Origin of the sequence: Citrobacter freundii complex sp. CFNIH9, from assembly GCF_002903305.1 — a bacterium.
Classification (GTDB): domain Bacteria; phylum Pseudomonadota; class Gammaproteobacteria; order Enterobacterales; family Enterobacteriaceae; genus Citrobacter; species Citrobacter portucalensis.
Genome location: NZ_CP026238.1, coordinates 1,806,872 through 1,831,276 on the forward strand (window position 1 = coordinate 1,806,872; position 24,405 = coordinate 1,831,276).

The following is a 24,405-nucleotide window of genomic DNA, read 5'->3' on the forward strand; positions in this document are numbered from 1 at the left end:
AAAAGTGACATTATGAATTCTCTGTTTGCCAGTACGGCCCGCGGGCTGGAAGAGCTGTTAAAAACTGAACTGGAAAACCTCGGCGCGCTGGAGTGTCAGGTCGTTCAGGGTGGGGTCCATTTTAAGGGCGACACGCGGCTTGTTTACCAGAGCCTGATGTGGAGCCGCCTGGCCTCGCGCATTATCCTGCCGATGGGAGAGTGCAAGGTCTACAGCGATCTTGATCTGTACCTCGGCGTTCAGGCAATCGACTGGACAGAGATATTTAACCCTGGTGCTACGTTTGCCGTCCATTTTAGCGGACTGAACGAGACCATTCGTAACAGCCAGTACGGCGCGCTGAAGGTCAAGGATGCGATTGTCGATGCCTTTACCCGCAAAAATATGCCGCGTCCGAATGTGGATCGTGAATCTCCGGATCTGCGCATCAACGTCTGGTTGAACAAAGATACTGCCAGCATTGCGCTCGATCTGAGCGGTGACGGTTTGCATCAGCGTGGCTATCGCGATCGCGCGGGTCAGGCACCGATTAAAGAGACGCTGGCCGCGGCAATTGTTATGCGTTCTGGCTGGCAGCCGGGAACCCCGTTACTCGATCCGATGTGTGGTTCCGGCACACTGCTGATTGAAGCGGCAATGTGGGCGACCGATCGCGCGCCGGGTCTGCACCGTGGATACTGGGGCTTCAGCGGTTGGGCGCAACACGACGAAGCTGTCTGGCAAGAAGTTAAAGCCGAAGCGCAGGTGCGTGCGCGTAAGGGACTGGCTGACTATACCTCGCATTTTTATGGATCCGATAGCGATGCGCGCGTGATTGAAAAAGCGCGTAGTAATGCTCGCCGCGCCGGTATCGCCGATCTGATGACGTTTGACGTGAAAGATGTCGCCAAACTGAGCAATCCGCTGCCGAAAGGACCGTATGGGACAGTTATCAGTAACCCGCCTTACGGCGAACGTCTGGATAGCGAACCGGCGCTGATTGCCCTGCACAGCCTGCTGGGCCGTACGATGAAAAACCAGTTTGGCGGCTGGAATTTGTCGCTGTTCAGCGCCTCGCCGGATCTGCTCAGCAGCCTGCAATTACGTGCCGACAAGCAGTTCAAAGCGAAAAACGGCCCGCTGGATTGTGTGCAGAAGAATTATCACGTTGCAGAGACCACTGCGGACAGCAAGCTTGCCACGGTCGCGGAAGATTATGCCAACCGCCTGCGCAAGAATATTAAGAAGCTGGAAAAATGGGCGCGTCAGGAAGGCATTGAATGCTATCGCCTGTATGACGCTGACCTGCCGGAATACAACGTTGCAGTAGATCGTTACGGTGATTGGGTCGTGGTTCAGGAATACGCACCGCCGAAGACGGTCGATGCGCAAAAAGCACGTCAACGCTTGTTCGACATCATTGCCGCCACGCTGTCAGTACTGGAAATCGCGCCAAACAAACTGGTGCTGAAAACCCGTGAGCGTCAGAAAGGCAAGAATCAGTATCAGAAGATGAATGAGAAGTGTGAATTCATTGAGGTAAGCGAGTACAACGCGCGCCTGTGGGTGAACCTGACTGACTACCTTGATACGGGTTTATTCCTCGATCACCGTATTGCGCGCCGTATGTTGGGGCAGATGAGTAAAGGTAAGGACTTCCTCAACCTGTTTTCCTACACCGGTAGCGCCAGCGTACATGCAGGATTGGGCGGTGCGCGTAGCACCACGACGGTCGATATGTCTCGTACCTATCTGGAATGGGCGGAACGTAACCTGCGCCTGAACGGATTGAGCGGTCGCGCTCACCGTTTAATTCAGGCCGATTGCCTGGGCTGGCTGCGCGATGCGAATGAACAGTTTGATCTGATTTTCATCGATCCGCCGACGTTCTCTAACTCAAAACGTATGGAAGATTCGTTTGATGTGCAGCGCGATCATCTGGCGCTGATGAAAGATCTGAAACGTCTGCTGCGTAAAGACGGCACGATCATGTTCTCCAACAACAAACGTGGGTTCCGTATGGATCTCGACGGTTTGGCTGAACTGGGATTGAAAGCACAAGAAATTACCCAAAAAACGCTTTCCCAGGATTTTGCCCGTAACCGTCAGATCCACAATTGCTGGCTGATTACCGCAGCCTGAAAGGATAAATAAATGTCATTGATCAGTATGCATGGTGCATGGCTGTCGTTCAGCGATGCGCCGCTTCTTGATAATGCAGAACTGCATATCGAAGATAACGAACGCGTCTGTCTGGTTGGCCGTAACGGCGCAGGTAAATCGACGCTGATGAAGATCCTGAACCGTGAGCAGGGGCTTGACGACGGGCGTATCATTTATGAGCAGGATCTGGTTGTGGCGCGTCTGCAACAGGATCCGCCGCGTAATGTTGAAGGCAGCGTGTATGATTTCGTTGCCGAGGGTATCGAAGAGCAGGCCGAGTATCTCAAACGTTATCACGATATTTCGCGTCTGGTGATGACTGATCCGAGCGACAGAAATCTGAATGAGATGGCGCGGGTTCAGGAAATGCTCGATCATCACAATCTGTGGCAGCTCGAAAGCCGTATTAATGAAGTGCTGGAGCAGTTGGGGCTGGATCCAAACGCCGCACTTTCTTCGCTTTCAGGCGGTTGGCTGCGTAAAGCGGCGCTGGGCCGCGCGTTAGTGAGCAATCCGCGTGTACTGCTGCTGGATGAACCAACAAACCACCTGGATATTGAAACTATCGACTGGCTGGAAGGGTTCCTGAAATCCTTCAATGGGACAATCATCTTCATTTCCCATGACCGTTCATTTATACGAAATATGGCGACGCGTATCGTCGACCTCGATCGTGGCAAGCTGGTGACTTATCCGGGGAATTACGATCAGTATCTGCTGGAAAAAGAAGAAGCGCTGCGCGTAGAAGAGTTACAAAATGCAGAGTTTGACCGCAAGCTGGCGCAGGAAGAGGTCTGGATCCGTCAGGGGATCAAAGCGCGCCGTACCCGTAATGAAGGCCGCGTGCGCGCACTGAAAGCCATGCGTCGCGAGCGTGGCGAACGCCGCGAAGTGATGGGCACGGCGAAGATGCAGGTCGAAGAGGCGAGCCGTTCAGGCAAGATTGTTTTCGAAATGGAGAACGTGGATTACCAGGTTGATGGAAAGCAGCTGGTAAAAGATTTCTCCGCACAGGTACAGCGCAGCGACAAAATTGCGCTAATCGGACCGAACGGCTGCGGCAAAACAACGCTGCTGAAGCTGATGTTAGGCCAGCTTCAGGCTGACAGTGGACGCATTCACGTCGGCACCAAGCTGGAAGTGGCCTATTTCGATCAGCACCGCGCCGAACTGGATCCCGATAAAACCGTGATGGACAACCTGGCTGAAGGTAAGCAAGAGGTGATGGTTAACGGTAAACCTCGCCATGTGCTGGGTTATCTGCAGGACTTCCTGTTCCATCCGAAACGCGCGATGACGCTAGTGCGAGCGCTCTCTGGTGGGGAACGAAATCGCCTGCTGTTGGCGCGTCTTTTTCTGAAACCCAGCAATCTTTTGATTCTCGATGAACCAACGAACGATCTTGACGTCGAAACGCTGGAACTGCTTGAAGAACTAATTGATAGCTATCAGGGGACTGTACTGCTGGTAAGCCACGACCGTCAGTTTGTGGATAATACTGTAACTGAATGCTGGATCTTCGAGGGCGGTGGTAAAATTGGTCGTTATGTCGGCGGTTATCATGACGCGCGCAGCCAGCAATCTCAGTATGTGGCGTTTAAACAACCGGTCGCGAAAAAAACAGAGGAAGCTGTTGCTCCTAAAGCAGAAATTGTCAAACGTGGCACGAGCAAACTAAGCTATAAACTGCAGCGCGAACTCGAGCAACTCCCCGCGCAGCTTGAAGAACTGGAAGCTAAACTGGAAAGGCTACAAGCGCAGGTTGCTGACGCCGCTTTTTTCAGTCAGCCACATGAGCAAACGCAGCAGGTATTAGCTAATCTGAACGAAGCGGAACAAGAACTTGAGCAAGCCTTTGAGCGCTGGGAGTATCTTGAGTCTTTGAAGAACGGCGCATAATTTAAAGGAGCACATATGTGCGAACATCACCATGCCGCGAAGCATATTTTGTGCTCGCAGTGTGACATGCTGGTGGCGTTACCTCGCCTTGAGCATGGTCAAAAAGCGGCATGTCCACGATGTGGCACTACGTTAACGGTTGAGTGGGACGCGCCGCGGCAGCGTCCTACCGCCTATGTATTAGCAGCATTATTCATGCTGCTTCTGTCAAACCTCTTCCCCTTTGTGAATATGAACGTTGCAGGGGTGAGCAGCGAAGTGACGTTGCTGGAGATCCCCAGCGTTCTCTTTTCTGAAGACTACGCCAGTCTCGGCACCTTCTTTTTATTATTCGTGCAGTTGGTCCCCGCGTTTTGCCTGCTGACTATCCTGCTGCTGGTGAATCGGGTGCAGATGCCCGCCAGACTTAAGGCGGGTCTTGCACGCGTCCTGTTCCAGTTAAAAAGCTGGGGGATGGCGGAAATCTTCCTTGCCGGCGTGCTGGTCAGCTTCGTTAAGCTTATGGCTTACGGCGATATCGGCGTGGGCAGCAGCTTTATTCCGTGGTGCTTCTTTTGCGTTTTGCAACTGCGCGCATTCCAGTGCGTTGACCGTCGCTGGCTGTGGGATGATATTGCGCCAATGCCAGTGATTAAGCAGGAGTTAAAACCTGGCGTGCCCGGCATTCGACAGGGACTGCGTTCCTGCTCTTGCTGCACCGCGATTCTTCCCGCTGATGAACGGGTGTGTCCGCGCTGCCAGACGAAAGGCTATGTGCGGCGTAAAAACAGTCTGCAATGGACGTTGGCATTACTGTTTACGTCAATCATGCTTTATCTTCCTGCCAATATTTTGCCGATTATGATTACCGATCTGCTCGGGTCAAAGCTGCCATCAACGATACTTGAGGGGGTGGTTTTAATCTGGAGCGAAGGCTCGTATCCGGTGGCTGCGGTTATTTTTATCGCCAGTATTATGGTGCCGACGTTGAAAATGATTGCCATTGCCTGGTTATGTTGGGATGCCAAAGGCCACGGCAAACGCGACAGCGAACGTATGCACCTGATTTATGAAGTTGTGGAATTTGTCGGTCGCTGGTCAATGATCGACGTCTTTGTGATTGCGGTACTCTCTGCGCTGGTGCGCATGGGAGGGTTAATGAACATTTATCCTGCAATGGGTGCTTTGATGTTTGCTTTAGTCGTCATTATGACAATGTTTTCTGCGATGACATTTGATCCGCGTCTGTCGTGGGACCGTGAACCAGAACCAGGCCATGAGGAGTCCTGACAGCATGGAATCTAAAAGTGGGGAAGCCAAAGTGCAAAAGGTAAAAAACTGGTCGCCCGTGTGGATATTCCCTATCGTCACTGCACTCATTGGCGCGTGGGTTCTGTTTTATCACTACAGTCATCAGGGGCCGGAAGTCACGCTGATTACCACCAATGCCGAAGGTATTGAAGGGGGCAAAACGACGATTAAGAGCCGCAGCGTGGATGTCGGTATCGTCGAGAGCGCAACCCTGACTGATGATTTGACCCATGTGGAGATTAAAGCGCGTCTTAACTCCGGAATGGAAAAGCTGCTGCATAAAGATTCTGTCTTTTGGGTGGTGAAGCCGCAGGTTGGACGTGAAGGTATCAGTGGGCTCGGCACGTTATTGTCCGGGGCTTATATTGAACTACAGCCTGGCAATAAAGGCAGTAAGCTGGAAAATTACCAACTGCTGGATTCACCGCCGCTGGCCCCGCCAGATGCAAAAGGGATCCGTGTGATTCTGGACAGCAAAAAAGCCGGTCAGTTGAGCCCAGGCGATCCGGTGCTTTTCCGCGGCTATCGTGTGGGCTCGGTTGAAACCAGCACGTTTGATGCGCAAAAGCGTACGATCAGCTATCAGCTTTTCATCAATGCGCCTAACGATCGTCTGGTGACCAGCAATGTACGTTTCTGGAAAGACAGCGGGATCGCCGTAGATCTTACCTCAGCAGGTATGCGCGTAGAAATGGGATCGCTCTCCACGCTGTTTGGCGGTGGTGTAAGTTTTGATGTGCCCGAAGGACTGGAACAAGGTCAACCGGTTGAGCAGCAGGCCTCATTTAACCTCTATGACGATCAAAAAAGTATTCAGGATTCCCTGTATACCGATCATATTGATTACCTGATGTTCTTTAAAGATTCGATTCGTGGCCTACAGCCTGGTGCACCGCTGGAATTCCGTGGCATCCGCTTGGGTACGGTGAGTAAAGTACCTTTCTTCTCACCGAATATGCGTCAGGTATTTAACAATGATTACCGTATTCCGGTGCTGGTGCGTATTGAACCAGAACGTCTGAAGGCACAGCTGGGAGAAGATACCGATGTTGGCGCTCATTTGGAGCAACTGCTTAAACGCGGATTACGAGGATCGCTCAAAACCGGGAACCTGGTGACCGGCGCGCTGTATGTCGATCTCGACTTCTACCCGAAAGAGCCGCCGATTACCGGTGTACGCGAATTCAATGGTTATCAAATTATTCCGACCGTGAGCGGTGGTCTGGCGCAGATCCAACAGCGTCTGATGGAAGCGTTGGATAAGATTAACAATCTGCCGCTGAACCCGATGATTGAGCAGGCAACCAATACGCTGTCGGAAAGCCAACGCACGATGAAACATCTGCAAACCACGCTGGATAACATGAACAAGATCACGTCCAGCCAGTCGATGCAGGATCTGCCGGCGGATATGCAGAACACGCTACGTGAACTGAATCGTAGTATGCAGGGCTTCCAGCCTGGTTCCGCGGCCTACAACAAGATGGTGGCGGATATGCAGCGTCTTGATCAGGTACTGCGTGAACTGCAACCGGTACTGAAAACGTTGAACGATAAGAGTAATGCGCTGGTATTTGAAGCGAAGGACAAAAAAGATCCAGAGCCGAAGAGGGCGAAACAATGAAAAAGTGGCTAGTGGTGATGATGGCGGTCTGGCTGACGTCATGCAGCTCCAGCGGAGAAAATAAAAGCTATTATCAGCTCCCTATCGCACAAGGCGGAGTGCAGAGCTCCGCCAATCAGGGAAACCGTCTGCTGTGGGTTGAACAGATTGCGGTACCTGATTATCTGGCCGGTAATGGGGTGGTTTACCAGACCAGCGATGTGCAATATGTGATAGCCAATAATAATCTCTGGGCCAGCCCATTAGATCAGCAATTGCGTAATACTCTGGTTGCGAACCTCAGTATGCAGTTGCCTGGCTGGGTTGTCGCTTCACAGCCGCTGGGAAGCACTCAGGATACGCTGAACGTTACCGTAACCGGCTTCCACGGTCGGTACGATGGTAAGGTTATTGTGAGCGGTGAATGGTTGCTGAATCATCAGGGACAACTGATCAAACGCCCGTTCCACATCGAAGCTGTACAGACTAAAGACGGCTACGATGAGATGGTGAAGGTTCTTGCCAACGCCTGGAGTCAGGAAGCAACGGCCATTGCTCAAGAGCTGAAACGCATCCCTTAAGCTTAAATAATTGTAAATTATGCCGCCCCTGGTTCATTGCCCGGGGCGGTTTTTTTTATTTTTTTAGCCGTGAAGATAGCTGTTCTGACTGACTATTTTTGTACAAATGATTTAGAGGCTAGCTCACAAATATGACACTGGCGTGAATTTTGCGCATTGACGAGCCTGATGTTTAGGGGTATTCGTTTAGTGTGATTGCACACTTAGTAATCACTGTTTTCTTTTCCACCAGACCCAAAAATGAGGGAAACGAGGCATGAAGAGACAAAAACGAGATCGCCTGGAACGGGCACATCAACGTGGATATCAGGCCGGCATTGCCGGACGCTCAAAAGAAATGTGTCCCTATCAGACGCTGAATCAGAGGTCATACTGGCTGGGAGGCTGGCGAGAAGCCATGGGGGATAGGGTTTTAATGGCCTGATTCTGTCTCTTTAGATAAAAGAAACCTCCGCAGAGCGGAGGTTTCGCCTTTTTGCATGCCAGATAAGACGTAGAAACGTTAATGTCTGGCTGCTACGCAGTCCTGGATTAGAATGCGGAAGTGTCCTGGAAAAGACCCACTTTCAGATCGTTTGCGGTATAGATCAGGCGACCATCAACCAGCACTTCACCATCAGCCAGGCCCATGATCAGGCGGCGGTTAACGATGCGTTTGAAGTGAATGCGGTAAGTGACTTTCTTCGCGGTCGGCAGAACCTGGCCGGTGAATTTAACTTCGCCTACGCCCAGCGCACGGCCTTTACCTTCGCCGCCCAGCCAGCCGAGATAGAATCCAACCAGTTGCCACATGGCGTCGAGACCCAGGCAGCCCGGCATCACCGGATCGCCGATAAAGTGACAACCGAAGAACCACAGGTCCGGGTTGATATCCAGTTCAGCTTCAACATAACCTTTGTCAAAGTTGCCACCGGTTTCGGTCATCTTGATGACACGGTCCATCATCAGCATGCTTGGTGCTGGCAGTTGTGGCCCTTTAGCGCCAAACAGCTCACCGCGACCAGAGGCAAGAAGGTCTTCTTTCGTATAGGATTCGCGTTTATCTACCATGTTCTCTGTAAGCCTTATTTTATTGAAGCACGCAGGATAGCTAACACGTGTACGCTGAACAAGTCCGATCAGTTCGGAATAATCCAGTTCAGCCAACGTAGCGGCCATGGAAAACGGTGACGACCTTCCTGTTGCGTTGCCGTGGCAATACGCTCCTGAATGGTTTGCATCAGCGTTGTCTGGCCTTCGCCATCCCACACCAGATTTAACAACAGTGGCAGCGCATCGGTCACGTCGTCCACCGCCCAGATAGTGAATTTTTCTTCTTCTATGGCCTGTAGCAGCGCAGGCTGCAGGCTGAGGTGTCTGACGTTAGCCGAAGGAATGATAACGCCCTGCGTGCCCGTCAGCTCACGCTGCTGGCAGATGGTGAAGAAACCTTCAATTTTCTCATTCAGACCACCGACAGGTTGTGCCCGACCAAACTGATCGACAGAACCGGTAATGGCGATACTTTGATTTACAGGAACGTCGGCGAGAGCGCTAATCAATGCGCACAGTTCTGCCATAGACGCGCTGTCACCGTCCACCTCACTGTAAGATTGCTCAAAGGTCAGTGAGGCAGAGAAGGGGATTTGTTGCTCCAGCTGGAGTTCCGACATCAGGAACGCCTGCATAATCATCATACCCTTGGCATGAATATTTCCGCCAAGCTCGGCTTTGCGCTCAATATCCGTAAACTCGCCGTCGCCAATATGCACGACGCAACTGATACGAGAAGGCTCGCCAAATGCGCGTGGGTGGCCCGGAAACTCAATCACCGACAAGGCGTTGATCTGGCCAATACGCTCGCCTTCTGTCTCGATAAGGATCTGCTCTTGCAGAATTTCATCCTGCATGCGTTCAGCCAGGAATCCCTCACGCCATTCGCGCTGAGCCAGCATCAGGCTGAACTGTTCAGCGTTGCAGGTTTCGCCCTCGCATAACGGAGCCACCTCTTTGAACTGTCGGGTGATCCACAGCGGGTTAAGCGGCAATGTATCCTGTTCACCGGTATAGCGAACGGCTTCACGGATCAGAACCTGCCAGGCATCGGGAGCGGGGTAAGGCAAATTATTGCGCATGGCAGTATGCGTGACCCATTGACACCACTGTGTCATGGTTTCGGCATCGACTATCTGCAGGTTGTCTTCAAATTCGCTGTAAATGGCCTGCTCAGCCAGTTCTGGCTCCATGTCCTGAAAATCCGCCAGTGATTCGCGTTCACCGACTAAAATCACTTTCAGTTTAAGCGGCATAGGCGGAACGGAAACGGGTAATGGGCGAGACTCATCAAAAGCTACCCAGTCAAAACGCTCGTGGCTGACAATGGCTTTCAGGCGCATCCATAACAGCGGTTGGGCCAACAGCGTGCGCAATGAGATAACCAGCACACCCCCATTGGCCAGATGTACCAGACCTGGCTGCAGCGTAATTTCGCCTTTGAACTGACGCAGACAGCCAAACAGTTGTTCGGCTTCGGCCCAGTCAGCGCTGACCACCTGCGTCAACGTCGCAAAATTGTCTTCCGCTTTCTCAGCTGTACGATAACGAATAGTGTGACCGGAGATGTCGTAATGACCGCCAGTCAGGCTTCCTGCATCCGTGTGAAAGGGACGTGCAGCCTTTGCAATAAGGTTGAGATACTCAAGCTCTTCCGGTGCTTTTACCAACATGAACGAGGATGTTGTCCAGTGCTGAAGAAGCTGCTCTAGCGCGAATTGTAAACGTGGCTGAGTATCACTAAGTAAGGTGTCGGTGTCGTCAGTGACGTGCGGCTGTGCAAATACTTCCTGATAACTGTCGGTATCAGGAACCAGATCACGCCATGCAAGTTTCGTAATGGTCAAAGTTGATGTTTTTTAGTCTGTTGTAAAAAACGAGATTATACCGTAACCCTCACCACTAAACACCTGGAAAGCACCGTGAAACGGTTTGATGACACGCGACAGTTCACAGGCTGGATATTCTTTTCTTCAGATGCCGAAAAAGCTGATATTCTGATAAGAGTTACACGGTAACATTGAGATCGCAATGAAATATCAACAACTTGAAAACCTTGAAAGCGGCTGGAAATGGAAGTATCTGGTGAAGAAGCATCGTGAGGGGGAATTAATCACCCGTTACGTCGAGGCCAGCGCTGCCAAAGAAGCCGTTGATTTATTGCTAACCCTCGAAAATGAACCGGTTCGGGTCAATAGCTGGATTGAAGAACACATGAATCCTGCGCTGCTTAATCGTATGAAACAAACCATACGTGCCAGGCGCAAGCGGCACTTTAATGCTGAGCATCAGCATACCCGGAAGAAATCCATCGATCTGGAATTTATGGTCTGGCAGCGTCTGGCTGGTCTTGCGCAGCGGCGCGGAAAAACGCTTTCTGAAACTATTGTGCAGCTAATTGAAGACGCAGAGCATAAAGAGAAGTACGCGAACAAAATGTCGACATTGAAACAGGATTTACAGGCGTTGCTGGGGAAAGAGTAGCGGTCGGCTGGTTTAATGCGTGGCTTACATTGGATGAAAACAGATGAAAAAAAACCCCGCATAGCGGGGTTTTTTATAAGACGATAACTTAAGCCTGAGGCTGAGTTACAACGTCTTTGATGCCTTTAACTTCGATCTCAACACGACGATCCGGAGCCAGGCAGTCGATCAGTGCAGCGCGAGCTTTCACGTTGTCACAGGTGTTGCCAGTAACTGGGTTGGATTCACCCATGCCACGTGCAGAGATTTTGTCAGAAGGAATACCTTTAGAGATCAGGTAATCAACAACGGACTGAGCACGTTTCTCGGACAGAGCCTGGTTGTAAGCGTCAGAACCGATACGGTCAGTGAAGCCCAGAACTACTACGGAACCGTCTTTCGGATCCAGGTTGCTCAGCTGGCTGTACATCTGATCCAGAGCCTGCTGGCCTTCTGGTTTCAGAGTTGCTTTGTTGAAGTTGAACAGAACGTCAGACTTCAGAGTGAAGTGCTTGGTCTGTACTTCTGGAGCCGGAGCCGGAGCAACAACTACTGGAGCTGCTTCTTCCTGCTGACCGAAACGGTAAGAAACACCAACGCTCAACAGGCCGTTATCCGGACGACCACCAACGGTGTTCGCGTCACCGATGTTGTTGGTCCACTGGTATTCCAGACGGGTAGCGATTTCAGGAGTAATTGCATACTCTACGCCACCAGCGAATACTGGGGATACACCAGTATCGTGGTCTTTGAAGCCTTCGTTGTTTTTAGCGTCTGCACGCCAAACCATACCACCCAGACGAGTATAAACGTCCAGATCGTCAGTGATTGGGTAACCCAGTTTAGCGGTCAGCTGAACGCCCTGAGCTTTGAAAGCGCCGTTTTGATGAGTCGAGTCGGTGTAGCCTTTGTACGGCATACGGCCCAACCAGTCGTAACCCATTTCAAAACCAACGTACGGGTTAACCTGATAACCACCAAACGCACCAGCACCCAGTTGGCTTTCGTGGGTAGGACCGGCGTTGTTGATCTGGTTGTTGCCAATATCATGGTACTGAGACCAGCCCATTTTAGCACCAGCGTACCAGGTGTTATCTTTCGGAGCGGCCTGCGCCACGGTAGCGAAACCAGCCAGTGCCACTGCAATTGCGATAGCTGTCTTTTTCATTTTTTGCGCCTCGTTATCATCCAAAATTCGCCATGAATATCTCCGAAGAGAGATAACACGGTTAAATCCTTCACCCGGGGACCAGTTCAATAGTTACTCTACCGATATCTGCGGCTTACGCCGAGCACCCCTGGCGATGTAAAGTCTACAACGTAGTTGAAAACTTACAAGTGTGAAGTCCGTCAGGCATATGAAAAAAAAAGGCTTGTATACACAATATTTAACATTTATGGCTGAATAAATGTACTGAGGATATCCTGAAAACCGCTTCAGACAAGCGTTCAGACGAAAAACACATTACAGCTCAAAGACAAATTGAGAGATGAAAAAAAATTCCAGGATAAATCCTAATTTTACTCAATGATACAAATTCGAGTGAATTTTTAGCCCGGAATGCTGTCTCCCCGCAAGTGTCTGGGCGCGAACCGGACGCATGATAAAACCCATCGCATTACCTTCATCAGCCGCTTTGACCAGTTCGGCATGTTCATCTTCCGTTAATTCTTCCGCCAGCCAGCCAATAACGACGCTGTAATTACCCGTGCGCAGCGCACGAATCATCGATTCCAGCGTATTGCAGGGGGAGAGCTGACTAATTTGCATGACTTTCGTCAATGGAAGTCCAGCTGACTGCACCCACTCCCGGCTTAATTTTTGCTGAGGCGTCAGCCACAGCTGCCAGCGTGATTGTTGCCCTAACTGTTGCAGCAGGGGAAGCAGCAGCAGTTGTGTCATCATGGGCTGGTCCTCGCGATAGACAACTTCACTGATAAGCCCAGCGGTTGCGTTCTCTGATGAAACGCGCGCAATGTTGCTTGATGTGGAAGAGAACGACGATGAACGATTTGCATAGCCTGAAGTGTACATAATCAATCCAGCCCTGTGAGTTACTGTATGGATATACAGTAACCCTGCCATCAACAAAGATCAACCTTATTTTCGGAAACAGGTTCGCAATTTTTAGTCGTCGTCACGGGAAAAATAAAATTCATCTTGCCCCATACGCATAAGTTGCCTATTTTCGTCATTAACGGATCCGCTACTGAAAATCATTTGCTTACGTTATGATTTAAAAAGGATTTTTATGAAAGAGCTTTCTTATGCAAGGATCTATAAATCGCAGGAATATCTGGCTTCTCTGGGGACAATTCACTATCGCTCACTGTTTGGTGGCTACAGTCTGACGGTTGGCGATACGGTCTTTGCCATGGTCGCTAATGGTGAGCTGTATCTTCGCGCCTGTGAGCAGAGCGCCCAGTATTGTGTACAAAATTCTCCTGTCTGGCTGACATTTATTAAGCGCGGACGTCCTCTTGTACTTAATTATTACCAGGTGAACGATGCCCTGTGGCAAAACCAGCAGCAGCTGGTGTCGCTATCGCGATATTCGTTGGATGCAGCGGTTAAGGAAAAACAGAGTCGCTTTGCCCAGCATCGTCTGCGGGAATTGCCGAATATGACGTTTCATCTGGAGACTCTGTTGAATGAAGCTGGAATTAAAGATGAGGGGACCATGCGTTCGTTGGGAGCACAAATGTGCTGGCTGAAACTTCGGCAAAATAACCCGGCTCTGACGGTAAAAGTACTCTATGCCCTTGAAGGCGCGGTAGGGGGGATACATGAAGCCGCGCTCCCGGCGACGCGTCGCCAGGAGCTGGTTGAGTGGGTAAGTTCTCTTACGCCGGAGCCGGGGTATTAGACGGCAGCACGTCAATTTGCTGCTGTAATCGCCGGATCTCTGGGAGCAGGGCGATCAATAGCCCAACTTGCTGAACGACCAGCGGCTCTTTACTGTCCGGGCGTGGTTCCAGGTGCTGAATTCGCTGCTTCAGCCCTTCTAACGCCTGATATACACGCTGCTCGTCAGCGGGTTGATGGTGAAGGGCATCATCAACATAGCAAACAGCGTCATCCAGCAATGCCAAAACGTCTGGATTGGTCAGCTGTTCGCGATGTGCGCCCAGCGCAGAAATATAGCTGGTAAACGTATGGTTGAGACACAGTAAACGGAACGCCGTTTCGCGCGTTTGGGCCGTGACATCAGGCTCGCTCGACATGTTTGACACCACGGAGGCGAGTTCAGCATCACGGTTATGCGCGTCACGGCGAGCGATACGGTAGGCCAGACGATTATCACGACCCTGATGATATTGTTCGAGAATTGCATCAAGGTAGCGGCAGTTAGCGTCAGTCGCCCGTTCAATTACCCGTGGTAGGTTACGAAAACGCCAGTCTGGCCAGATGAAACTGACAGCAGCCCAGGCGATAGCACAGCCAATTAGCGTATCGATGACACGCGGCAGCGCAACCTCAAAACCTTCGCCGAGCAGGTTAAAGCACAGTAACACCAGCAGCGTGATAAACATGGTGGCGTGTGCATACTGGACGTTGCGAAAGGCAAAAAACAGTACACCAGTGATCACCAGGAGTATCAGCTGCCCTTCGAGAGAGGGCACAAACCACAGGATCGGTAAACCAATGGCAATCCCAACCAACGTGCCGATAATCCTGAGCGCCAGGCGATGTCGGGTGGCGTTGTAGTTTGGCTGACAGACAAACAGGCTGGTCAGCAAGATCCAGTATCCGTGATTCATGCCGGTTATCTGGATAATGGCATAACCAACACAGAGCACTAACGACATGCGAACGGCATGGCGAAACAGAGCAGACTCAGGGGTGAAATTACGGCTCAGGCGTAACCAGATATCACTGAATCCATGGGGACTGTCATCGGCAAGCTGATTTTCAGACTCATTGCGCGAGAGTACCTGAGCCTGTTCAGACTCTATGGTAGCAAGCTGTGCGTCGATTGCCCGTAGGTTTGACAGTAAAAAGCCCAGCGTATTGAGCAGGTCGGCAGGTTCACCATTGGCGCGCATGCGCTCAAGTGCGGCATCTATATGAGTGAAGACGCGCTCAAAGTGCGGATCGTGCTGGTAAGGTGTGCGTAATAAAATACAACGAGACAATTGTGAACAGGCTTGCCCTTGCATCGACATCAACCGCTGGAAACGGAACATCACATCGCTGTGACGGAAATGATCGCGTAGCGTTTGATACTGAATATGTGAGGAGCTTGCGCGTTCATGAATATCCTGCGCCACAAAATAGTAATGTAGCGTGCGACGTGTTCCTCGTTGTCCACGGTCACCGCGCAGGCGCGTCAACAGCGACACTTTAGTCTGATTCAGCGTTGCCATCAGTTGGCCATTCGCGAGAGCTAAATCATACAACGGTGCCTGGCTTTCATCTTCTATGTCGGGGTCAAAAAGACGCGATTTCAGTTCCAGGTAGTGCGCTAACTGTTCGTAGCTGCGTGCAAGATTGTCCTGTAAGGGGCGGATGGGGAACAGAAGATGACCGGTGAGCGTCAGCAGGTTATACCAGATAGCGCCAGCGAGCAGCAGGATGGGTTGTTGATACCACTGATCGTAAAGCGAGGTGCCCAGCATCGTGTAAATGGCGATCAGCAATGCACCAAAAGCAATAGTTGCATAGCGCTGGCCTAATCCCCCCAGCAGAATAAAGCCGCTGGTGGAAAGCGTTAAACCAATAGCAAACAGCCATGGCCATGGGAAGAGCAGTTCAACGGAGGCTGAGGCAATAAAAAAGCACACCAGTGTGATGATTAAATTGCGCAGTCGGCCTGCGAGACGATCGTCCAGATCGGTAAGTGCGGCAGCGACCATACCTAGCGTGAGTGGGATAGTCAGCTTGACGTCACCCAGCCACCAGGGTAGCGCCGTTGTGCCGCATAGCGCGATAAAAATCCGCACGTAGTACAGCCATGTGCTGTTCCAGGTATAGCGTTTGAGCAGAGGACTTAACATAAAGGCCATCGGTCCTGATTATTCAAAACGACGACGTGCATTGGCTTCACGCGCTGCACGGGCAACTTCTACTGAAACCACCCGGCGACCCACCGGCCAGAGCGCAATGGCAGCGATTTTAAAGTTCGCAATGCCAACCGGAATACCAATAATCGTTATGCACTGGGCAATACCAGAGATAATGTGCATCAGGCACAACCACCAGCCGAAGAAAATCAGCCAGAAAATATTGAGCACGGTGCCGCCGGTATTTAACAGGACGCTTTTACCGGCCGGATTCAGTTCATCGACATGAATCGCTTCGTTACCATAGGGAAACAGCGAAAGTCGGGTTATCTCCCAGCATGAACGGGTCAAGGGTAAAGTAAAAATAAGCACGACACTGACCAGCGTTGCCAGTAACCAGGCCAGGGTGGTGGCGAACCCCCCAAGCACAAAATTTAAAATATTCAGAACAGTACGCATAAACCCTCGGTTAACTCTGGTTTTCTGTGAATTCGGCAATTGTAACGTTTTTTTGGGCTGGAGCACGTTTTCTCTGGCGGTTACACTGATAAGCAAACCTCTTCGTGTGGATCCGCTTGAGTCTTATGGAACTGAAAGCAACTTCTCTTGGAAAACGTCTGGCACAACACCCTTACGATCGGGCCGTTATTCTCAATGCCGGGATTAAAGTTTCCGGCGATCGTCACGAGTATCTTATTCCCTTCAATCAGTTACTGGCTATTCATTGCAAACGCGGCCTGGTATGGGGCGAGCTGGAGTTTGTACTCCCGGATGAGAAGGTGGTTCGTCTTCACGGTACAGAGTGGGCGGAAACCCAGCGCTTCCATCATCATTTGAATGCGCTCTGGCAACAGTGGAGCCAGGAAATGAGTGACATTGCTGCCGGGGTTTTACAGCAGCAATTGGATGCGATAGAGGCGCGTACTAGTGAAAGTAAATGGCTGACGCGCGAACAAACGTCAGGGCTGCAGCAGCAGATTCGCCGTGCCTTTGCCGCGTTACCGCTCCCGGTTAATCGGCTGGAGGAATTTGAAAATTGCCGGGAGGCGTTACGTCAATGCCAGGCATGGTTGAAAGACATTGAAGCCTGTCGCTTACAGCACAATCAGGCGTACACCGATGCAATGCTGGAAGAGTATGCCGAGTTTTTCCAGCATATTGAATCTTCGCCGTTGAACCCTGCTCAGGCGCGCGCGGTGGTGAATGGTGAGCAATCATTGTTGGTACTTGCAGGTGCTGGAAGCGGTAAAACATCTGTGTTGGTTGCCCGGGCTGGTTGGTTGCTTGCACGAGGAGAAGCTGCACCAGAACAAATCCTGTTGCTGGCGTTTGGACGCAAAGCAGCCCAGGAGATGGATGACCGCATCCGTGAGCGTCTGCATACGGATGAGGTCACCGCACGGACGTTCCATTCACTCGCGTTGCACATTATTTCGCAAGGCAGCAAAAAAGTCCCAACGGTGAGCAAGCTTGAAAATGATGCTATCGCGCGCAACAAACTCTTTATAACAACCTGGCGTCAGCAGTGCAGTGAGAAAAAGGCTCAGGCTAAAGGCTGGCGACAATGGTTAGAAGAAGAAATGCAGTGGTCTGTACCCGAAGGTAACTTCTGGGATGACGAAAAATTACAGCGCCGTCTGGCTTCCCGGTTGGATCGCTGGGTTAGTTTGATGCGTATGCATGGCGGAGCACAGGCGGAGATGATTGCTAATGCTCCGGAGGAGATCCGTGATCTGTTCAGTAAACGCATAAAGCTAATGGCGCCGCTGCTCAAGGCCTGGAAGAGTGCCCTGAAGGATGAGAATGCCGTCGATTTCTCCGGGTTGATCCATCAGGCTATTGTCATTCTGGAGAAGGGGCGGTTTATCAGTCCGTGGAAACATATTCTGGTTGATGAATTTCAGGATATTTCCCCTCAGCGCGCCGCCCTGTTAGCCGCCTTGCGTAAGCAAAACTCGCAGACTACGCTGTTTGCCGTGGGAGATGACTGGCAGGCCATTTACCGGTTCAGCGGAGCACAGCTTTCTCTGACAACCGCATTCCAGCAAAACTTCGGCGAGGGCGATCGCTGTAGTCTGGATACGACTTACCGTTTTAATAGCCGTATTGGTGAGGTAGCAAACCAGTTTATCCAGCAAAATCCCCATCAGCTCACGAAACCGCTGAACAGTCTGACGACCGGTGATAAAAAAGCCGTCACGTTGCTCGACGAAAGCCAGTTAGATCTGTTGCTGGATAAGCTGTCGGGTTTTGTGAAAGCCGAAGAGAGAATTCTGGTGCTGGCGCGATACCATCATCTCAAACCTGCCAGCCTGGACAAAGCGGCCACCCGCTGGCCCAAGCTGCAGCTGGATTTTATGACTATTCATGCCAGCAAAGGGCAGCAGGCGGATTATGTCATTATTATGGGGCTTCATGAAGGGAATGACGGTTTCCCGGCTCCGGCTCGCGAGTCGATTATGGAAGAGGCGTTACTCCCGGCTGTTGAAGATTTTCCTGATGCAGAAGAGAGACGGTTGCTGTATGTGGCGCTAACGCGTGCGCGGCATCGGGTATGGCTACTGTTTAGCAAAGACGCGCCATCATGCTTTGTTGATGAGCTTAAGCAATTAGACGTTCCGGTGACCCGGAAACCCTGAAAAGCAGGCGGTAATTACCGCCTGCTTAGCGTTTATTTGAGGCGTTCTGCCAGATAACGGGCGTAATCCGGGATCAAGATATCCGTTGCGTCGTTGAAGTTTGGCGACTGGATAATAAAATCAGCCGTTGACACGTTGGTAGCGACTGGAATGTTCCAGACCGTGGCCAGGCGTAGCAGGGCTTTAACATCAGGATCGTGGGGAACGGCGTTGAGCGGATCCCAGAAGAAAATCAGCACATCAATTTTCCCTTCTGAAATCAGTGCACCCACCTGCTGGTCACCCCCCATTGGGCCGCTCAGCATGGCGTTGACGTCCATTCCTGTCGCGCGTTGAATTAAGTTTCCTGTTGTTCCAGTTGCATACAGAACGTGTTTTTCCAGTAATGGCTGGTGGCGTTCAACCCAGCTCATCAACATCTTTTTGCAGTGATCGTGTGCGACCAACGCAATATGTTTCTGCGCTGGCAATGTGCGAGTCGTTAATTCCATAGTACAGCTCCCAAGTTAACCTTGTTACAGAGTACTGGAAGCACTTGACGCTGCAAGAGAAAGACAAAAAAAATGCGTATACGAACATAAATGTCACGATGGGGGTTGTTTCTCCGCCCATTGTAAGAAGTTACTTCGCGTTTGTGCGTCAGCCTGTTGAAACCAATATTTTAAGCGCTGCTCGGTCAGTGTTTGCGACTGAGGCGGCACGCGATCCAGTTCTGACACCCCGGAAAGCAGCGAACTGTCATCGGCCATCATTGTGGCAAATTGCGGTAAAGACGCATGCTTAGCCGCTTTGTTATAGCGCTCTGTTTCCATTTCATAATCTACGATTTTTGCGGTGGACGTGATTGACAGAATATCCAGCTTAACCGGTATAGGCATGGAGTCCCCATCCAGCAGTTCTACGCGCGGGGCATCATCAAAATGCGTTGCATCCCGCTCGTTGCTCAGACGTGGGAGGTGGAAATTAACCTGACTGACGAGTTGGGTATCAAAGCTGATGACCAACGGAGGCGAAATATACAGACGTTCTTCGTGGCTGGACAGGCGAATGGTTTTTTCTACGCGAAACACGAGCTGGTGCCGACCATTTTCCAGCTCAATACTGTCGGCACCACGCAGTAATGAGCTGGAGACTTTTTTTCCGTCCAGTACCAGAAGGTCAATATCATTAGACAGACGTAAAGAGGTAGCAAAAACGGTTACCGGCAAACATAGGGCAATCAAGGCTGTCACAATGCCGGCTTTCATAGGTTTCTCCTGTCCAGAAAATATCTGTATAAGATGTATCTAAATTTTTCGATAATCATGTTTACTAACATATAGACATATTTTTGAGTTTAGCTCTCATGCGCCAGTATGGGATGAATGGTTGCGGGGGCAGGTTTGTCGTACACTTTGCTAAACAGCCTGGAGGAAAACGATGAAAGAGACCGATATTGCTGGCATTTTGACAACGACCCGTACGATTGCGCTGGTGGGGGCAAGCGATAAACCCGATCGTCCAAGCTATCGGGTGATGAAATATTTACTCGATCAGGGTTATCACGTTATTCCTGTTTCACCGAAGGTTGCCGGAAAAACGCTGCTGGGGCAGCAGGGCTATGCGACGCTGGCAGATGTGCCAGAGAAAGTGGATATGGTAGATGTCTTCCGTAATTCTGAAGCGGCGTGGGGTGTTGCTCAGGAGGCAATTGCCATCGGAGCGAAGACCCTATGGATGCAGCTCGGCGTGATTAACGAGCAGGCAGCCGTGCTGGCTCGCGATGCAGGGATGACGGTGGTGATGGATCGCTGCCCGGCGATTGAGATCCCGCGGCTGGGACTGGCGAAGTAAGGCTGATCTGTAGCCGAACAAAACGCACAGGCCCGATTAGCGAATCGCCATCGGGCCTGTGTTAGCATCAATTGCGCAGGCGCGGGGCCTGAAGCTGTTTTCGAATTGTTCGCGCCAGTTCATCCATCGACGGTTGCTCCGGATGTTCTTCCTGTAGCTCACTACTCAGTTGTGCTTCGGCCAGATACGTATGCACTGGCAGACCATTATCGTCTTCCATCACCACGTGATACCAGGGAGCGGCGCGAAGTTCGTCGTTAACCGCCAACTCATCGGCTGACGGTTGATCAAGCGAATATTCCGGGTCGATATCCACGACCACTCCGAGGTAACCTAACAGGGAATGGCGGACCTGCTGGCCGATACCGAATTTGCTGGCAATCATAGTCACCTCCCGGGAAATAGATACCCTCTATGTAAGGGTAATATTCCACTTTTCAAGTTACATGATGCGACAGGCAAACCCTTTCAGATACAGCCCTTCCGGGTAGGTAGCGATCACCGGGTGATCGGCGGCCTGACGGAACTGCTCTATAAATTGTACATCACGACCAGCATCTATTGCGGCATCAGCGATGATTTTCTGAAATAAATCGGTGGTCATAAGCCCAGAGCAGGAGAAAGTCAGCAGCACACCGCCCGGATTGAGCAACTGAATAGCCAGCATATTGATGTCCTTATAGCCGCGGCAGGCGCCCATCAACTGGCTTTTGTTTTCGACAAATTTCGGCGGATCCATCACGATGACGTCGAATTTCTCACCACGATCGCGATAAGCACGCAGAAGTTTGAACACATCATCACGCACGAACTCAGCTTTGCTCAGATCCAGCTTGTTCAATTCTACGTTCTGGCGGGCAATATCGAGCGCTTCCTGAGATGTGTCAACGCTGACAACCTGACGGCATCCGCCCATTAATGCTGAGACCGCAAAGCCGCCGGTATAAGAGAAACAGTTCAGCACACGCTGATTTTCCACATAACGACGCGTGGCCAGGCGGCTGTCGCGTTGATCGAGGTAATAGCCGGTTTTGTGACCATGCTGAATATCAACCAGCAGCTTCATTCCGTGCTCTTCAATTGGCAGCAGGGCTGGCGGAAGCTCACCCGTTACTGGCCCTTGAGTCAGCTCCATACCTTCTTTTTTACGTACGGCCACATCGCTACGGTCATAAATGGCGCAGTCCGGGAAAACAATTTGCAGAGCGCTAATCAGCGCGGCGCGTTGGTATTCAGCCCCCGCGCTGAGCAACTGCAACACCAGGAAGTTGCCGAAGCGGTCAATGGTGATGCCCGGCAGGCCATCGGATTCTCCGGCGATCAGACGGTAACTGTCCAGACCGTCTTTTTTCGCCAGCCAGTCACGCCATGTCTGCGCCTGCTGCAGACGACGGGTGAAGAAATCAATATCGATGGACTCAGACTTGTCGAATGTCCAGACGCGTGCACGGATCTGCGACGCGGGTGAGTACGCGCCGCGTGCTAACCATTTACCCTGATGGTCAACAATATCGATGGTTTCACCGAGGTTGGCTTTACCTTCCATACGTGCGACAGCACCGGAAAATACCCACGGATGGCGGCGCAGTAATGATTTTTCGCGCCCTTTGGCTAACACTAAACGAGGATAATGTGGAATTGTAGATTCAGTCATGCGGAGCAACCTCTCACAAACAGTGACGCGGGCTGGAGTAAAGTACCAACCTGAAACCATTAAAATAAAATGGCGCGTAGAGTAGCACAGATGGTGAGGTCAATCATCAGGGTATGGCGTTGAGCGTTTCGGCACAAAACTCAATCACAGAGGCACAGTTTCTTTTATGCCCACCGTTTACATTGCTATTTCTTAATCAGAAAAAGGAAATGCAATGAAAGCTGTCTACTTTCTGGCTACCGCCGCCATTGTTGCGTTGAGTTTTAATACCTCTGCCGCCTCGACGTTTCGCCTCAACAGCACCGACATACCCACTAACCTGAAGTTAACGCAAAAACAGGTGTTTAAGGGATTTGGCTGCAGTGGCGACAATATCTCCCCGCAACTGAGCTGGCAAAATCCGCCAACTGATGCCAAAAGTTTTGCCATTACGCTGTTTGATCCTGATGCGCCAACGGGAAGCGGCTGGTGGCACTGGACCGTTGTAAATATTCCTGCTCAGATCCACACTCTTCCTGGCGGGGCCAGCATGGATAAGTTACCCGCTGGAGCAGTTCAGGGACGCAATGATTTCGGTTATGCTGGATTCGGTGGCGCCTGTCCACCGCCGGGCGATAAACCTCATCGCTATCAGTTTACCGTGTGGGCGTTAAATACAGACGAGTTGCCAATTGACAGTAACGCCAGCGGTGCCCTAGTCGGTTTTATGCTGAACAGCCACGTGATTGCTAAAGCTGATTTAACCGCCACTTACGCAAGAAAATAAAGAGGATACTCTGGTGCAGGATGTACATTTTCGCCATAACAACCTTACCACCGCTGAGGTGCGTTCCGGCCATCTGCACCACTTGCATCGGGTTAAACTGTTTTCTGCTGCTATTTGCCATATTACGCAGGGAAGTAAGGTCATTATTCAGGATGAAAATCGTCTGGTTGCAGGACCGGGTGAGCTGATTATCATCCCGGCGAATACGCCTCTGGAGATTATTAATCAGCCGGAACAGGGAGCATTTCGCTCGGATTTGTTGTTGCTATCGACGAGCATCATTACCGCGTTTAAAAATAACTGGGTCGAGGATTTCCCTCCGGCAAAATTGACGTCGCTATGTACGCCAATGAGCAACGGACTGGCTTTTATGTGGGAAAGCTTGCTGGATGCAGTACGCCAGGACTTACCTGCAATATTGCAGGAGCATCAGGCGATGGGATTATTGCTGGCGCTACTGCATGATGGTGTGGCGGGGCCTCTGCTTATCGAGCGGCGGTTTAATCTTACTGAACAGGTGCGACAACTAATTATGTTATCCCCTGCTAAGCTATGGACAGCTCAGGAGATTGCTGGTCACCTGTCTATCAGTACCTCGACGTTACGCAGACGATTACAGATGGAATCGCAGAGTTACCGGCAGATAGTCGAGGAGGTGCGAATGTCCTGTGCGCTCTCTCAACTACAGTCGACCACGCTGCCGATTGGCGAAATAGCGTTACGCTGTGGCTATCTGTCAGGTTCACGATTTACTGCAAGATTTCGCCAGCATTACGGATGTCTGCCGAAACAGGTGCGATGAGGCCTCGGTACCTGTTCCTTCATATACGTTAATAAGGAGAACCGCAATGTCGAAAGTCTGCATAATCGCCTGGGTCTATGGCCGGGTTCAGGGGGTAGGATTTCGCTACACCACCCAGCATGAAGCACAACGGCTGGGGTTGACCGGCTACGCGAAGAATATGGATGACGGCAGCGTAGAGGTTGTCGCCTGTGGTGAAAGCGACCGGGTAGAACAACTGATGAAGTGGTTGAAAGCCGGGGGGCCGAGCAGCGCCAGGGTTGACCGGGTTCTTAGTGAACCACATCGTCCTGGCGACGAGCTAAAGGGATTTAGTATCCGCTATTAAATACATTTCACCGGTTTCGGCAGGCCGGCAATTTTAGTCGCCTGCTTGGCCGGACCTTTCGGGAACAGGCGGTAGAGATAACGGCTGTTGCCTTTCTCTTCGCCAAACTTGTTGGCCATTGCTTTTACCAGCATGCGGATAGCGGGGGAGGTATTAAACTCCAGATAAAACTCGCGGACAAAACGCACCACTTCCCAGTGTTCCGCGGAGAGCGTAATGCCTTCGTTTTCGGCGATTCTCTCCGCCAGCGCCTCGCTCCACAGCGTGGTATCTTTCAGATAGCCTTCGCTATCGGTACTGATTTCTTTACCTTCAAAGATCAACATAATTCGTCACTGCGTTAGTCAAACTGGCGGCAGTTTACCAAAA

Annotated in this window: 24 protein-coding genes; 13 read left to right on the forward strand and 11 right to left on the reverse strand. The window is 51.2% G+C overall.

All coding sequences use genetic code 11. The features are described from left to right. Window positions 1-12: 12 nt before the first annotated feature. From rlmKL to rmf, 6 genes are all read left to right on the forward strand, one after another. Window positions 13-2,121, forward strand: a complete 2,109-nt coding sequence (gene rlmKL, locus C2U43_RS09070) for a bifunctional 23S rRNA (guanine(2069)-N(7))-methyltransferase RlmK/23S rRNA (guanine(2445)-N(2))-methyltransferase RlmL (RefSeq protein ID WP_103284988.1) — start codon at window positions 13-15, stop codon at window positions 2,119-2,121. 12 nt (window positions 2,122-2,133) lie between these two features. Then, the gene (locus C2U43_RS09075; protein ID WP_103284989.1) at window positions 2,134-4,041 is read left to right on the forward strand and encodes an ABC transporter ATP-binding protein; all 1,908 of its coding nucleotides are present in this window, start codon (window positions 2,134-2,136) and stop codon (window positions 4,039-4,041) included. Window positions 4,042-4,056: 15 nt separating this feature from the next. Further along, window positions 4,057-5,310 (forward strand): membrane integrity-associated transporter subunit PqiA, encoded by a 1,254-nt coding sequence (gene pqiA / locus C2U43_RS09080; protein ID WP_032942902.1) that lies wholly within the window; start codon window positions 4,057-4,059, stop codon window positions 5,308-5,310. A 4-nt stretch (window positions 5,311-5,314) separates the two neighbouring features. Then, window positions 5,315-6,955 carry an intermembrane transport protein PqiB gene (gene pqiB / locus C2U43_RS09085; RefSeq protein WP_048235695.1) on the forward strand — a complete coding sequence of 547 codons (1,641 nt, stop codon included), beginning with the start codon at window positions 5,315-5,317 and terminating at the stop codon, window positions 6,953-6,955. Further along, entirely contained in the window at window positions 6,952-7,515 is a 564-nt protein-coding gene (gene pqiC, locus C2U43_RS09090; RefSeq protein WP_003035868.1) for a membrane integrity-associated transporter subunit PqiC, read from the forward strand. Before pqiB ends, pqiC begins: the two co-directional genes overlap by 4 nt. A 256-nt stretch (window positions 7,516-7,771) precedes the next feature. Next, on the forward strand, window positions 7,772-7,939 hold the full coding sequence (rmf, locus tag C2U43_RS09095) for a ribosome modulation factor (protein WP_003035871.1): 168 nt from the start codon (window positions 7,772-7,774) through the stop codon (window positions 7,937-7,939). A gap of 107 nt (window positions 7,940-8,046) precedes the next feature. Here the strand turns inward: rmf and fabA are convergent, their stop codons facing one another. Next, entirely contained in the window at window positions 8,047-8,565 is a 519-nt protein-coding gene (gene fabA, locus C2U43_RS09100) for a bifunctional 3-hydroxydecanoyl-ACP dehydratase/trans-2-decenoyl-ACP isomerase (protein ID WP_003035875.1), read from the reverse strand. A 68-nt stretch (window positions 8,566-8,633) separates the two neighbouring features. Then, window positions 8,634-10,394, reverse strand: coding sequence for an AAA family ATPase (locus C2U43_RS09105; protein WP_103284990.1), 1,761 nt, complete (start codon window positions 10,392-10,394; stop codon window positions 8,634-8,636). A 184-nt stretch (window positions 10,395-10,578) separates the two neighbouring features. On the opposite strand from C2U43_RS09105, the gene matP reads away from it, so the two are divergent. After that, window positions 10,579-11,031, forward strand: a complete 453-nt coding sequence (matP, locus tag C2U43_RS09110; protein ID WP_032942905.1) for a macrodomain Ter protein MatP — start codon at window positions 10,579-10,581, stop codon at window positions 11,029-11,031. A gap of 88 nt (window positions 11,032-11,119) precedes the next feature. Here matP and ompA read toward each other — a convergent pair whose 3' ends face one another. Together ompA and sulA are read right to left on the reverse strand one after the other, a co-directional pair. Continuing rightward, window positions 11,120-12,178: a porin OmpA gene (gene ompA / locus C2U43_RS09115; RefSeq protein ID WP_048235693.1), complete on the reverse strand. Its 1,059-nt coding sequence runs from the start codon at window positions 12,176-12,178 to the stop codon at window positions 11,120-11,122. Between the two features lie 357 nt (window positions 12,179-12,535). Then, complete coding sequence (gene sulA / locus C2U43_RS09120) at window positions 12,536-13,045, reverse strand: SOS-induced cell division inhibitor SulA (protein WP_008784287.1); 510 nt, start codon at window positions 13,043-13,045, stop codon at window positions 12,536-12,538. 217 nt (window positions 13,046-13,262) lie between these two features. Between sulA and C2U43_RS09125 the strand changes: the two genes are divergently transcribed. Then, window positions 13,263-13,877: a TfoX/Sxy family DNA transformation protein gene (locus C2U43_RS09125; protein ID WP_003831996.1), complete on the forward strand. Its 615-nt coding sequence runs from the start codon at window positions 13,263-13,265 to the stop codon at window positions 13,875-13,877. On the opposite strand, the gene yccS is transcribed toward C2U43_RS09125, so the two are convergent. Both yccS and C2U43_RS09135 read right to left on the reverse strand, forming a co-directional pair. Further along, window positions 13,855-16,008 carry a YccS family putative transporter gene (yccS, locus tag C2U43_RS09130; RefSeq protein ID WP_103285976.1) on the reverse strand — a complete coding sequence of 718 codons (2,154 nt, stop codon included), beginning with the start codon at window positions 16,006-16,008 and terminating at the stop codon, window positions 13,855-13,857. The genes C2U43_RS09125 and yccS overlap by 23 nt on opposite strands. An 18-nt stretch (window positions 16,009-16,026) precedes the next feature. Beyond that, window positions 16,027-16,473 (reverse strand): YccF domain-containing protein, encoded by a 447-nt coding sequence (locus C2U43_RS09135; RefSeq protein WP_003831998.1) that lies wholly within the window; start codon window positions 16,471-16,473, stop codon window positions 16,027-16,029. A 125-nt stretch (window positions 16,474-16,598) separates the two neighbouring features. Between C2U43_RS09135 and helD the strand changes: the two genes are divergently transcribed. Beyond that, complete coding sequence (gene helD / locus C2U43_RS09140; RefSeq protein WP_103284991.1) at window positions 16,599-18,653, forward strand: DNA helicase IV; 2,055 nt, start codon at window positions 16,599-16,601, stop codon at window positions 18,651-18,653. A gap of 32 nt (window positions 18,654-18,685) precedes the next feature. On the opposite strand, the gene mgsA is transcribed toward helD, so the two are convergent. Then, window positions 18,686-19,144 carry a methylglyoxal synthase gene (gene mgsA / locus C2U43_RS09145; RefSeq protein ID WP_003035897.1) on the reverse strand — a complete coding sequence of 153 codons (459 nt, stop codon included), beginning with the start codon at window positions 19,142-19,144 and terminating at the stop codon, window positions 18,686-18,688. Between the two features lie 93 nt (window positions 19,145-19,237). Continuing rightward, complete coding sequence (csgI, locus tag C2U43_RS09150) at window positions 19,238-19,900, reverse strand: curli synthesis inhibitor (RefSeq protein ID WP_016149882.1); 663 nt, start codon at window positions 19,898-19,900, stop codon at window positions 19,238-19,240. Between the two features lie 172 nt (window positions 19,901-20,072). Here csgI and C2U43_RS09155 point away from each other — a divergent pair, with 172 nt between their 5' ends. Beyond that, window positions 20,073-20,486 (forward strand): CoA-binding protein, encoded by a 414-nt coding sequence (locus tag C2U43_RS09155; RefSeq protein ID WP_032942909.1) that lies wholly within the window; start codon window positions 20,073-20,075, stop codon window positions 20,484-20,486. 67 nt (window positions 20,487-20,553) lie between these two features. Here the strand turns inward: C2U43_RS09155 and hspQ are convergent, their stop codons facing one another. Together hspQ and rlmI are read right to left on the reverse strand one after the other, a co-directional pair. Beyond that, window positions 20,554-20,871, reverse strand: a complete 318-nt coding sequence (gene hspQ, locus C2U43_RS09160) for a heat shock protein HspQ (RefSeq protein ID WP_003035905.1) — start codon at window positions 20,869-20,871, stop codon at window positions 20,554-20,556. 57 nt (window positions 20,872-20,928) lie between these two features. Beyond that, a complete protein-coding gene (gene rlmI / locus C2U43_RS09165; protein WP_048227015.1) occupies window positions 20,929-22,140 on the reverse strand; it encodes a 23S rRNA (cytosine(1962)-C(5))-methyltransferase RlmI in 1,212 nt (403 codons plus the stop codon). A 214-nt stretch (window positions 22,141-22,354) separates the two neighbouring features. Here rlmI and C2U43_RS09170 point away from each other — a divergent pair, with 214 nt between their 5' ends. Genes C2U43_RS09170 through yccX form a run of 3 tightly spaced genes read left to right on the forward strand, consistent with a single transcriptional unit; the run spans window position 22,355 to window position 24,036 of the window. Beyond that, the gene (locus C2U43_RS09170) at window positions 22,355-22,906 is read left to right on the forward strand and encodes a YbhB/YbcL family Raf kinase inhibitor-like protein (protein ID WP_032942912.1); all 552 of its coding nucleotides are present in this window, start codon (window positions 22,355-22,357) and stop codon (window positions 22,904-22,906) included. A gap of 13 nt (window positions 22,907-22,919) precedes the next feature. Further along, on the forward strand, window positions 22,920-23,708 hold the full coding sequence (locus C2U43_RS09175) for a helix-turn-helix transcriptional regulator (RefSeq protein ID WP_103284992.1): 789 nt from the start codon (window positions 22,920-22,922) through the stop codon (window positions 23,706-23,708). Between the two features lie 46 nt (window positions 23,709-23,754). Beyond that, the gene (yccX, locus tag C2U43_RS09180; protein ID WP_020996508.1) at window positions 23,755-24,036 is read left to right on the forward strand and encodes an acylphosphatase; all 282 of its coding nucleotides are present in this window, start codon (window positions 23,755-23,757) and stop codon (window positions 24,034-24,036) included. Here yccX and tusE read toward each other — a convergent pair. Further along, complete coding sequence (gene tusE, locus C2U43_RS09185) at window positions 24,033-24,362, reverse strand: sulfurtransferase TusE (protein WP_008784296.1); 330 nt, start codon at window positions 24,360-24,362, stop codon at window positions 24,033-24,035. The two genes, yccX and tusE, sit on opposite strands and share 4 nt — an antisense overlap. Window positions 24,363-24,405 lie beyond the last annotated feature (43 nt).